The sequence below is a fragment of the Protofrankia sp. CiP1_Cm_nod4 genome (genome assembly GCF_982290645.1).
In genome coordinates this window covers 1-10,875 of the sequence record NZ_CEVIVC010000154.1, presented here as the reverse complement: position 1 = coordinate 10,875, position 10,875 = coordinate 1, and the positions used below count along the sequence as shown (strand labels likewise).

13 protein-coding genes are annotated in these 10,875 nt (G+C 72.6%); 11 read left to right on the top strand and 2 right to left on the bottom strand.

Features of this window, described 5'->3' with window-relative positions:
- Positions 1–166 precede the first annotated feature (166 nt).
- Complete coding sequence (locus AC5LSR_RS20740; RefSeq protein ID WP_493468863.1) at positions 167–1,027, bottom strand: DUF2637 domain-containing protein; 861 nt, start codon at positions 1,025–1,027, stop codon at positions 167–169.
- 19 nt (positions 1,028–1,046) lie between these two features.
- A complete protein-coding gene (locus AC5LSR_RS20735) occupies positions 1,047–1,730 on the bottom strand; it encodes a hypothetical protein (RefSeq protein WP_493468862.1) in 684 nt (227 codons plus the stop codon).
- 439 nt (positions 1,731–2,169) lie between these two features.
- On the opposite strand from AC5LSR_RS20735, the gene AC5LSR_RS20730 reads away from it, so the two are divergent.
- The 11 genes from AC5LSR_RS20730 to AC5LSR_RS20680 all read left to right on the top strand — a co-directional run.
- The gene (locus tag AC5LSR_RS20730; RefSeq protein WP_493468861.1) at positions 2,170–2,817 is read left to right on the top strand and encodes a hypothetical protein; all 648 of its coding nucleotides are present in this window, start codon (positions 2,170–2,172) and stop codon (positions 2,815–2,817) included.
- A gap of 125 nt (positions 2,818–2,942) precedes the next feature.
- A complete protein-coding gene (locus AC5LSR_RS20725) occupies positions 2,943–3,668 on the top strand; it encodes a hypothetical protein (protein ID WP_493468860.1) in 726 nt (241 codons plus the stop codon).
- Positions 3,669–3,670: 2 nt separating this feature from the next.
- Positions 3,671–4,339 carry an SAF domain-containing protein gene (locus AC5LSR_RS20720; protein WP_493468859.1) on the top strand — a complete coding sequence of 223 codons (669 nt, stop codon included), beginning with the start codon at positions 3,671–3,673 and terminating at the stop codon, positions 4,337–4,339.
- Positions 4,336–5,760 (top strand): ATPase, T2SS/T4P/T4SS family, encoded by a 1,425-nt coding sequence (locus tag AC5LSR_RS20715; RefSeq protein ID WP_493468858.1) that lies wholly within the window; start codon positions 4,336–4,338, stop codon positions 5,758–5,760. The genes AC5LSR_RS20720 and AC5LSR_RS20715 overlap by 4 nt, the downstream gene beginning before the upstream one ends.
- Positions 5,757–6,593, top strand: a complete 837-nt coding sequence (locus tag AC5LSR_RS20710; RefSeq protein ID WP_493468857.1) for a type II secretion system F family protein — start codon at positions 5,757–5,759, stop codon at positions 6,591–6,593. The genes AC5LSR_RS20715 and AC5LSR_RS20710 overlap by 4 nt, the downstream gene beginning before the upstream one ends.
- Positions 6,590–7,489 (top strand): type II secretion system F family protein, encoded by a 900-nt coding sequence (locus AC5LSR_RS20705; protein WP_493468856.1) that lies wholly within the window; start codon positions 6,590–6,592, stop codon positions 7,487–7,489. The genes AC5LSR_RS20710 and AC5LSR_RS20705 overlap by 4 nt, the downstream gene beginning before the upstream one ends.
- Positions 7,490–7,540: 51 nt before the next feature.
- Positions 7,541–7,774 (top strand): hypothetical protein, encoded by a 234-nt coding sequence (locus AC5LSR_RS20700; RefSeq protein ID WP_493468855.1) that lies wholly within the window; start codon positions 7,541–7,543, stop codon positions 7,772–7,774.
- A gap of 97 nt (positions 7,775–7,871) precedes the next feature.
- A complete protein-coding gene (locus tag AC5LSR_RS20695) occupies positions 7,872–8,192 on the top strand; it encodes a hypothetical protein (RefSeq protein ID WP_493468854.1) in 321 nt (106 codons plus the stop codon).
- A gap of 98 nt (positions 8,193–8,290) precedes the next feature.
- Positions 8,291–8,689, top strand: coding sequence for a hypothetical protein (locus tag AC5LSR_RS20690; protein WP_493468853.1), 399 nt, complete (start codon positions 8,291–8,293; stop codon positions 8,687–8,689).
- Complete coding sequence (locus AC5LSR_RS20685; RefSeq protein ID WP_493468852.1) at positions 8,686–9,138, top strand: pilus assembly protein TadG-related protein; 453 nt, start codon at positions 8,686–8,688, stop codon at positions 9,136–9,138. Before AC5LSR_RS20690 ends, AC5LSR_RS20685 begins: the two co-directional genes overlap by 4 nt.
- 39 nt (positions 9,139–9,177) lie before the next feature.
- The coding region (locus AC5LSR_RS20680) for a LysM peptidoglycan-binding domain-containing protein (RefSeq protein WP_493468851.1) at positions 9,178–10,875 on the top strand (1,698 nt) is incomplete at its 3' end.

The following is a 10,875-nucleotide window of genomic DNA, read 5'->3' as shown; positions in this document are numbered from 1 at the left end:
ACACCGGGCTGCCGGCGCCCCACCCGACGACCCCGCCCACCACGCCGCATACCAGCGGCTCCGACAAAGCACGGTCACCCGGCCCGATGCGGAACTTGGCATCTGACCTGACGGACACAAGACACTCCCGGAGACTCGGCAAAGCGGCCCGGAGGCCCGTCAGAGATCAAGCTTGGGACGAAGTGCCAACGCATGGAGCAGAACGGACGGTGGCGCGGATCTCGGCGATGTACCGGCGGGCGGTTCCCTCGTGGAGGTTGACCCGCGGAGCGAGCTCGCGGGCCAGGGCGTAGGCGCTGCGAGGGTCGTCGAGCGGGATGTCGGCGACGAGCGCGCACAGCCGTTCGCGTTTGGTGCCGCTTCGACGGCGTCGATCTTCCCGGCGGATCGGTATGACGACCGGGTCCCCCGCTTCGGCGGCATGTTCACGGTTCGACGCATCGGCCGCAGCTACGCCGCCCTGCCCTGGACCAGACGACATTCCCCGCTCCGTGTCGGCGTCTGTTCCCGTGGACGTGGGTATCCCGGCCGGGCCTGTGTCCACCTCGTCCGGCAGAGCTCCGGCTGTGTCGACCGGGCCGGGGACGCCACGGACGGCGGGATGTCCGCTGTCGCGGATCTGCCGGATCAGCAGTTCGTAGGCGCCGATCAGCGCGGCGGACGGCCAGGCCGCGATGATCCGGGCGGTGAGCTGTGGCTCGGCGTGGATGACGTTCGCCGCGAGGCTCGCCACCGACCCGAGAACCAGGAGGGCGTACGCCAGCCGCGGGGGCTTCCGCCCCGAGCGACTGGCACTGAGCATGCTCATGGACGCGGCCACGATGAGTCCGTCGACGGACAACGGGATGACCGCCGCGTTCAACGGGTCCTCGCCGTGTTCCAGCGCGACCGCGCGCATGTGCCGGTAGCTGACAAGGGCGGCGATGCCGGCGACGGCGACCACGGCCGTGATCGTCGCCCAGCGGATCCGCCGCTCGCCCCGGTCGGCCTGACCGGGTGCCGGTGATGGCTGTGTCTCGGGCTTCATGTCGCGTTGCACGGTGGGCCTACCAGGCGAGGAAGTCGGACAGGGCCAGGAGCCGGCGGCCGTACCAGCCGTCCTCGGGGGGCGCGAAGCGCATCAGCGCACCGAGTTCGGTGGACAGCCGAGCGTCCAGGGCGGTGAACCGCTGGTCGGCGTTGTGGTCCACGCTCGCCAGCGGTTGTCCGCCGCGGTCGAGCACGGCGAGCAGGCTGGTGTAGCCCGGTGCGCCCTCAGGATCCTGGACGCAGTCGATCTCGATCAACATTGCCTCTGGATAGGCGCGGATCACCGCACGGGTGGCGCGGTGGGCGTAGGTGTTGATCAGCCGGCGCAGACCGCGGTCGTAGACGGCCTGAGCCTCCCGCAGCCGCAGATCGTCAACCGACGGGGTGAGCGGCGGCAGCCCCGTGGACAGCCACGGATCCACGGCCGCCGGATCGGCCGTGGACGCGGCCGGCAGGTGCCCATCAGCAGGATGCGTGGGCTGGCTGTCGAGTGTCGAGGCGGCGGGCAGGTTCTGGGCGATGCGGGTCAGGGCATCGGCGAGCGTCAGGGCGTCCTGCCGGGTGAGGAACGCCGCGGACAGGCCGGTCCGGAGCGGGTCGATGCGCAGCAGCACCGTCGCGCCGCTCCCCGCCACCGGCTGCCAGCGGACGAGGACCTGGGTGTCGTCGTGGCTGGTGCGCAGGACGAAGTTGTCGGACATCGTCGGCTCCCTCGGGTGCTTGAGCGGTGGGAGCGATCCGCGCAGCCGCGTGATGCTCCCCTGCTCATCAGGGCGCTCGCGCGCCAGCCGACGGTCCCCACGGGTTTCCATGCCGCGTGGTGTCGGCGTATACCGGCTGATCTCGTTCATCCGGCGCGTAATACTCAAGAACCCTGAAAACCCTACAACCGTGGAGCGCGGTGTGGTACGAACAGTGGCGTACTGATAGCTCTCCCGCAACGGTGGCCAGCATGATGGTGATCGAATGTTCCTGTCCGTCCCCACCGGCTCCCACAATCAGGATCTTCTTCGTGGTATGACGAACCGTCCCGGCCCGTCGGATCTCTGAACACGGGCGCTTTCTCGCGGACCGAGATGTTCACGGACGAGTCCCGGCGGTTCGATAACGGGGTTCGTTCTCGTCGTGTGGAGTTGCGTAATGCCCTGCCCTCGCTTTCTGCCCTCCCGACTGCTGCCAATAGGTGCGACGATTGCCTGTCTGTTCCTCGGATCAGTGGGATGCGGGGGCGGAACCTCGACACCTGGCCCGGTAGCCAGCGGCCTTCCGGCGACGTCCACACCCCGGACAAGTACTCCCAGCCTCGATCCCGCGGCACAGGCCCGGACGCAGATCGCTGCGGCGCAGGAGGGTTTCTACCGGTCCTACCTCGCGGCGGTCGCCGCTCCCGGCGACCGGTCCCGGGTCGATGACCTGCTCGCCCGCTACACCTCGCAGGCGCCGGCCCGGGCGGATGTGGCGAGTTGGATGGCGGGGCTGGCCAGCCGGCGCGTTGCCGGCCGGCCCGGCCCGGAGAGCTATTACGTGATCGAGAACATCGCGGTCGAAAACCCACCGCCGCAGGGCCGGGTGACTGCGACGGTCTGCGGATACGACGACGGCGTCCTGTACGACGCGGTGAACAGAGCACCGGACGGACGCGAGATCGTCATCAGCAACAAACCGGTGAGCGAGCGTACCCGGGTTACCTGGGTCGAACAGGACACCTGGAAGATCGACAGCGTTCAGACCGTGGACACCTGGGAGGGGGTGAACCGGTGTCCCCCACGCGGTTCGGGCTCCTCGTGATCGGAGCATCTATTACCTTGTGGTTACTTCTGCCAGCGACCACCGCGACGGCCGGGATCGGCTGGACAAACGATCGCGGCATTACGACCGGCAAGGTATTCGCCGATCAGGCATTGCAGGAACTGTTGAGTTCGGTCACGACCGCGAGCCAGGACGACGTGCCGCGATCGTCCGGGGCGGCACCGGTATGCCGATGGGTGCCGGGGTACGAAGCGGCACGCAACCTGCGGCCGGAAAGCGTGAAACTGATCCCGATCATGGACCGGGTGGACCCCGACGGGACCCGCTCGCGGTTCTACGGGCGGGTGTGTGACGGCGGGGTGGCGGCCTGGCAGTGGCTGCGGGTACCGGACGCGGCCGACCTGGTCGCGGGCGCGTCAGCGGAGATCCGTCGTAAGCTGCCCCTCCCCCACGGCGTGTTCTCCCCTGCCGTGACGGCAGGAGCGGTGGTGGCGAACGTCCCGGTCTGGTTCGCCGTGCCCGGCCAGTGGGCGCCGGTGGTGGCGACCGCGGCGATCCCAGGCGCCGCCGTCACCGTGACCGCCACCCCGCAGAGGCTGGAGTTCAAGCCCGGTGACGGCACCCCGCCGGTGTCGTGTGTCGGGCCGGGGCCGGTGTTCACCACCGGGATGCCCGAGCCGGATCGTCCACCGGCCTGCTCCTACACCTATCGGGACGCGTCCACCGCCGCGCCGGACGGGCGGGCCTGGCCGGCCGCACTGACGATCCGCTGGCAGGTCGGCTGGGTGGCGTCGAACGGGGAGAGCGGCACGCTCGCGCCGCTGACGACCACCACGGACATCCCGGTCGTGGTCGGGCAGATCCAGGCGATCGAACGGGCCGGCCGATGACCGTGACCAGGACGGGAACCGGATGGCGGCCGGATCTTCCCCTGACCGACACGCTCCGGCCCCAGCGGGCGCACGGGCCGCGGTCCCGCCGGTCGATGAACGCGGCGTTCGCTCTCCTGCTGATGGTTGTCGGCGCGGGTGGGGCGGTGTGGTTCGCCACGGACGATCGGCCGCGGGTGGACGTGGTGACGCTGGCCCGGCCGCTGCCGCGCGGGCATGTGGTGACCCCGTCGGATCTGGCCGTGCTACGGGTCACCGTGGACGGCGGCACCGTCCGGCTGACCACCCCGCAGGTCGCCCGCCAGGCCCTCGTCGGTAAACCGCTGCTGCTGGACCTGCCGGCGGGGACGCTGGTGGCCCCGGAGATGGTCGGCTCGACCGCTCCGTCTCCCGGCCTGGTCACTCTCGGGGTCAAGGTTCCCGCGGACGGGCTGCCGTCCTCGGCGCTGCGCCCGGGCGAACCGGTGGACGTCCTCGGTTTCGACCCGGCCACCGGAACGGCGGAAATCCTGGTCCGCGGGGTCACGGTCACCGAGATCAGCCGTCCGGCGTCCGACGACCGTGGCGGAGACACCGTGGTGTACCTGGCGGTGCCGGAGCAGGCGGCCGGCGCGGTGGCCGCGGCGGCCGGCGGCGAGCGGGGTGTGCGCCTGCTCGGTGGCGGCCGATGACCCACCCACCCGCCACGAACTGGACACCGGACCAGCATGTTCTCACCGGCCCGGTGAGCCTGCTCCCGACCGGTCAGCAGCACGGCTATCAGGACAGCTATCAGGACGCGATGGCCGTTCACGACCTCGTCTCGACCATCACCGCGGAGGTGGGCCGGCGGCTGGCCGAGGCCCGCCGGGACGGCAACCGGCCGAGTTCCGCGGACCAGGCCGCGATCGTCGAGCAGGTCATCGCCGAGCATCTCGCGCTGGCCCGGCACCGCGGCGTGATCGACGGCCGGCCCCCGCTCGACCCCGGATCGGAAGAGGAGGTCCGGCTGCGGGCCCGGCAGGCACACTCCCCGCTCGGGCCGCTGGGCCCGCATCTGGCCGGCCGGCAGTGGAGCGACGTCGAGGTCAACGGCGCCGTCAACATGATCTGCACCGAGCGGGTCGGTGGCACGCGCGCCGAGTTCCCGTCCCCGTTCGCCACGGACACCGAGGCGTTCGAGTGGGTCGCCGAGCAGGCCGCCCTGGCCGGGCGGCGGTTCGACGAGTCCAACCCGTCGGTGCGCTTCCGGACCGCCGGTGGGGTGCGCATCCACGCGATCAGCCGGGTCACCAGCATCACCCACATCGACTGCCGGATCTACCTGCCCGGTCTCGACCGGCTCGACGGCCTCGCGGCCGCCGGCATGTTCAGCGCGGACGTCCACGCCGTGTTGCAGGGCAGCGCGGCGCTGCGGGAACCCGTCGGGCTGGTCATCTCCGGGGGCACCGGGGCGGGCAAGACAACCCTGCTGCGGGCGTGGGCGAACGCCCACCCCGACCCGCTCGTCCTGGACCGGGTCGTCACCGTCGAGGACGAACAGGAGCTGTTCCTGCCCCCGGCGCGCTTCCGCAACCTGGTCGCCTTCGAGGCCCGGGAGGCCAACGTCGACGGCAGGGGCGAGTACTCCATGGAGCGCTACCTCACCGAGAACCTGCGCCGCCAGACCCCGTATCGGGTCCTGCTCGGCGAACTCAAACCGGACGGCGGGGTGCTGCCGCTGCTGCTCGCGGTCGGCCAGGGCATCGCGCAGGGGGTGGCCACCACCGTGCACGCGCCCGGCGCCGAGGACGTCATCCACCGGCTGCGCACCTACGCGGCCCTCGGCACCCGCCACGTTCCGGACACCACCGTGCTGGCGACGATCGCGGCCACCGTCGACCTGGTCGTGCACGTCGCCCGGGTGGGCGGCCGGCGGGTCGTCACCGCGATCCGGGAGTACGTCGACTACCGAGACGGCACGGTGACCTCCACGGAACTATGGCGCTGGCACCCGGCCGCCGGCCAGGCGGTCCGCACCGACCGGGAGATGAGCGAACGGCTCACCGCCAAACTGCTCACCGCCGGGGTCGATCCGGCTGTTCTGCACCGCCGGACGGGGGATTTCTGGTGAGCCCCGGCCTGCGATTCGCCGCGCTCGTGCTGTCCGGGGCCACGGTCGGCGCCGGGGCATGGCTGCTGATCACCGCCCCGCAGGGCGGGCCGCTGCCGGTCCACGCCTTCGTCCGGAGGATGCCGGCGGGCGCCTGGCGGCCGGTGGCGCTCGGCGCCGGGATGGGTCTGGTCGGCGGGACGCTGGTGGGGATGCCCGTCCTCGCGCTGCTGACCGGCGGAGCGGTCTGGGTCGCCCTGGAGAGCCGCCGCGGGCCGAACATACCCGCGCAAAACGCCATCGGGGACGCGGTCGCGACCTGGTGCGAAACCGTCCGGCAGGAACTCGGCGCGGGCCAGCCGCTACGCGCCGCGGTCGCCGCCTCCTGCGCGCTGCCGCCCCCCGCACTCGCCCAGCCGTTGCGGCGGCTGGCCGTCGCGCTGGACGGCGCCCCGCTGCCTGATGCGTTGCGGAGGTTCCGCGCCGAGGTCGACCATCCCGCGGTCGGCGCGGTCGTGACCGCGCTCACCCTCGCCTACCGGCACGGCGCCGGTGACCTGGCCCAGCTCATGGCCGAGCAGGTCGACAGCACCCGGCACCGGGTCGCGGTCCTGCGTGACACCCACGCCGCCCGGGCGAAATACCGCCGGTCCATGGTGCTGCTGCTCGCTCTGTTCGCCGTGTCCGTGCTCGGTCTGCTCGCCGCCTGGCCGGCACTGCTCGACCCCTACCGCACCGCCGTCGGTCAGCTCGTCCTCACCGGGATCATCGCTGTGGTGCTGGGCGCTGTCCGCGCCCTGATCCGGCTGTCCCAGCCGCCGCCGACACCCGACTTCTTCACGGCCCGCCCATGAGCAGCCTGCCGACCGCCGTGGTGCCCGCGCTGTGCGGGGCGCTGGCCGGCGCGGGTGTCTTCCTCGCCATCCGCACGCTGCTCCCGGTCGCCGGCGCCGGCGGCGGGGGCCGGGCCGGCCGGGGGGATGACGTCCCGGCCGGCGCGACCGGGTGGGCGGCCTGGGCGACCGTCACCCTTACCCGGCTGGCGGGGCAGGCCCGGGCCCGCCGGCTCCTGCTCGCCGATGATCTGGCTCTGGCCGGTCGGGATCCCGCTGCTCACACCGCCGCGCGGGTCGGCCGGGGCCTTGCCGGCGCCATGGTGGCAGTGGCCTTGGCCGCGGGTGCTGCCGCCGCCGGGCTCGATCTGCCGTTCCTGCTGCTTCCCGTCGGCTGCCTGTTCGGCGGGCTGCTCGGTGTCCTGTCCGCCGACCGGCCCGTCCGCCGGCTGGCCGCGGCCCGCCGGCAGGAAACCCGGCTGGCGGTCGCCGCGTTCATCGATCTGCTCCGCATCCTGCTCGTCGGCGGCCTCCCGCTGCACGCGGCCCTGACCGCCGCCGTCGACAGCGGCGGGGGCTGGGCCTTCGAGCAGATCCGGGACGCTCTGGACTGGGCCCGCACGCACCGGGTCGCCCCCGACACGGGCCTGGACCGGCTCGCCACCCGGATTCCCGCCCCGGAGTTCACCGACCTGCGCCTGACCATCAGCTCGGCGCTGCGGGGCGCCTCCCCGGTGCAGGCGCTGCAGTCCAAGGCGGTGCACATGCGCGCGGCCGAAGCCGCCCAGGCCCGCACCGAATCCGCGACCGCGGACGCCGAGATGGAACTGCCCGCCGCCGTGGTCGCCCTGGCCTTCGTCGCGTTCCTGACCTTCCCCCTGCTGATGATCCTTACCAGGACCGGAGCCGGCCTCTGACCTCCCTCACCGCTCTGCCGCCACCGCGGACACCTCCCCCAAGGAGTGATCATGATTGGACGGATCGGGCTCTGGCTGGCCCTGACCTGGCTGTGGCTGTCTACCTCCCTGCGCCGGCTCGCCACGACCCTCCGGGACGACCGCGGCGACAGCCCCGTGTCCACCGCGGTCATCGTCGTCGGTCTCGTTCTCATCGCCGGCATCGTCATCGCGATCATCCGGGAGAAAGCCATCGACACCGCGAACAACATCTGCACCAACGCCGACCCCACCACCTGCAAATAGCGCATCTCCGATGATGCGGACACGTCTTTCAGGTGGGAACCGGCACGGCCGTCGTCGCCAACGTGGCGATGCCGGCAGCGCCACCGAACTCGCCATCGTGATGATCGGCGTGTTCGGCCTGCTCACGCTCATCCTGCTGTTCGGGGTGCGCTGGCTGGCCCTCCAAGCGGCCGACGCCGCGGCCACCCGCAGCCTGGAGATCGCCCAGTCCGCGGACGGCACCCCCGAGGACGCCCGCACGGTCGCCGTCACCCTGGCCACCTCCAGCCGCGTCGTCACCGGCGTCGACGTCGACGTCACCGGCACACCCAGCACCGTGACCGTGGCCGTGACCGCCCACACCGTGCTCGGAGACACCGTCCACCGCGCCGCCACCGGCCCCCGGCTGCGCTACATCCCCGACGGCATCCGCCGATGAACGGCCGGGCGACAACCCACTCCAGGAGCCATGGGCTCAGGGGCCGCGGGTGCAGGGGCCAAGGGCGCCGAGGCCGAGGGCGCTTCCGGGAGCGCGGCGTGGACGACCGGGGGTCGTTCGCGGTCGAACTCGCCGCCGGCGCCGGCATCTTCGTGCTGGCGATGGCGATCCTCGCCGTCGCCGTCCAGACCCGTCAGGCCAGCGACGCGGTGGGCCAGGCCGTCCGGGAAGCCGCCCGCGCCGCCTCCCTGGCCGCCAGCCCCAGCGACGCCGCCCAGCAGGCCGACGTCACCGCCCGCACCACCCTGGCCGGCAGCGGATGCGCACCCGACAGCATCAGCCTGCGCACCGACACCGCCGACTTCCGTCCCGGCGGATGGGTCACCGTCACCGCCCACTGCCGCATCGACCTGCTCCTGGGCCCCTCCCGCTGGGTCGACAGCACCGCCGACGAGATCATCGACCGGTTCCGCGGCGGGATCGGCCCCCGCTCATGAACGCCACGACCGGCCCCCTCCCCGAAGAGACGAACCGGCAGGTCGCTTCGCGGCGCGGGACGTCCGACGAGGGCGCGATCAGCCTGATGCTCGCGGTCCTGTTCCTCGGCGCGGTCATCCTCGCCGGGCTCATCACCGACGCCGGCCGCGTCCTGCACGCCAACACCGATGCCTCCGACCTCGCAGGCAAGGCCGCCCGGGTCGGCGCCCAACAGATCACCCTCGCCAGCATCCGCGCCGGACAGCCCCGGCTCGACCCGGCCGCCGCCGACGCCGCCGCCCGCGCCTACCTCACCCGCCACCAGGCCACCGGCCAGGTCACCACCACCGACGACACCGTCACGGTCACCGTGACCCTCCACGTCCCCTACCTGTTCCTGACCATGTCCGGACGCACCGGCGAGACCGTCACCCAGACCCGGTCCGCCGTCGCCGTCCATGGCCCCTGACCCGTCCCGGGGATGATCCATCGACAGGAGCCGACCGCCATGAACACCCGCACCACCCGCCCCTCCCGGCAGCGTCCCGGCCGCTCCTACCCGCCGCGGTCGGCCACGGTCAGGCCACGGCCGAGTGAGGCCCTACGCGGTGTCGTCGCGCTGATCGGCCTTGTCGCGTTCCTCGTCGCGGTCCCGCTCCTGCTGTGGATGTGGCGACACAACCCGCTGCCCACCACCTTCGAACCGCGCCGCTGGTGGGAGCTGGCCGCCGGCGGATTCGTCCACCCCGACGTCCCCCCGAACGTCATCGCCGCCGCAGGATGGATCACCTGGGCGTGGCTCACCCTGTGCATCCTCTGGGAAATCGCCGTCCATGCGACCAGCCGCCGAACGCGCCGCTCCCCCGATGGACCAGGGCGGACGCGCGGCGCGCCCACGAGCAGCGCGTCCACCCGCGAGGCGGCGCGAATCCGGCGCGCCGCCCCGGCACCCGCACCGCTGCGCCACCTCGCCAGCCACTGGGTAGCCACCGCCGCGGTCGCGTTGACCCTGTTCTCCTCGCGCGCGGCGACGGTAACCCCGGTATCCACGACCGCCACCCAGCCGACGGTCACCATCGCCGCGGCAGCCACATCGACCAGTCCGGCGGCCGGGCCGGCCGCTTCCGGATGGACGCCGGTGGCCGTCACGGACGATCAGCCGGAGCTGTACCGCTGCGGCCCCTACGACACCCTGCGCTCCCTCGCCGACGAGCATCTCGGCGACCCCGACCGCTGGACCGACATCCGCGACGCCAGCATCGGCGTCCCCCAGCCCGACGGCACCCTGCTACCCGCCGGCTGCGTCGTCATCACCGAGGGCACCCTCCTGCGGATCCCGCGCGAACGGCCGACGTTCACGGCTGTGGCGGCTGCTTCCACAACGCCGACCGTGCCCGCCTCCGCAGCAGAGACCATCAGCCCCTATCGGCCGGTGGAGACCATCAGCCCCTATCGGCCGGTGATCGACCAGCACACCGTCGTTCCCGACGACTCGCTATGGGCCATCACCCACAGCGCCTACCCCGACGCGCCCGAAGCGGACCTTCCCCATCTCGTTACCGCGGTCTTCGAGCACAACCGTGGAATCACCGACCCGGACGGCCGGCCCCTGCACAACCCCGACCTGATCAACCCGGGCATGGTGCTGAAGCTCCCTGTCATCCCGCGCTCCGCGCCCGATGATGCCGTGCCAGTTGCACCACCCATCGACCACGCACCCGGTCAGAGCACCGAGCGGACCGACCGCGCGCCCGCCCCCGTACCGACCAGTCCCACAGCAACGGTCACGACACCAACGCCCGCGCCGACCGCATCGGACGCAGGCTCCCCCGCCGTCCCGGCCACACCCACCGGGCCCGCCAGCACTCCGGAACCGTCCCGCAACGGGCGCGTTCCGGATCCGGCGGCCGTGCCAGCGGCGCCTCAGCACAGCCGCCCGGCACCGGTTCGCGCACCGGACGCGACGTCCCCAGCCTCCCCGAAGACGGGCCCAGCCCTGTCCGGCCCGGTCGGTTCCGGGCAGCCCACCACCATGCCGTCGGCCGACGCGCCAGGCGCCGTGCAGCCGTCAGCGGCACCAGCACGTGAGACGTCCACACGGGACCTGACACCGTTGTGGATCGCCGCCGGGGGGCTCCTGGCCGCGGCCGTCGCGCTCATCGTTGCCGCCCGCCGACGACGCCGCGACCGGCAGGTCGGCACCGAC

What these genes read in the sequence shown, in the direction of transcription:
- AC5LSR_RS20740 (WP_493468863.1), bottom strand. Translation starts at nt 1,027, where the DNA reads ATGAAGCCCGAGACACAGCCATCACCGGCACCCGGTCAGGCCGACCGG.
- AC5LSR_RS20735 (WP_493468862.1), bottom strand. Translation starts at nt 1,730, where the DNA reads ATGTCCGACAACTTCGTCCTGCGCACCAGCCACGACGACACCCAGGTC.
- AC5LSR_RS20730 (WP_493468861.1), top strand. Translation starts at nt 2,170, where the DNA reads ATGCCCTGCCCTCGCTTTCTGCCCTCCCGACTGCTGCCAATAGGTGCG.
- AC5LSR_RS20715 (WP_493468858.1), top strand. Translation starts at nt 4,336, where the DNA reads ATGACCCACCCACCCGCCACGAACTGGACACCGGACCAGCATGTTCTC.
- AC5LSR_RS20705 (WP_493468856.1), top strand. Translation starts at nt 6,590, where the DNA reads ATGAGCAGCCTGCCGACCGCCGTGGTGCCCGCGCTGTGCGGGGCGCTG.
- AC5LSR_RS20700 (WP_493468855.1), top strand. Translation starts at nt 7,541, where the DNA reads ATGATTGGACGGATCGGGCTCTGGCTGGCCCTGACCTGGCTGTGGCTG.
- AC5LSR_RS20685 (WP_493468852.1), top strand. Translation starts at nt 8,686, where the DNA reads ATGAACGCCACGACCGGCCCCCTCCCCGAAGAGACGAACCGGCAGGTC.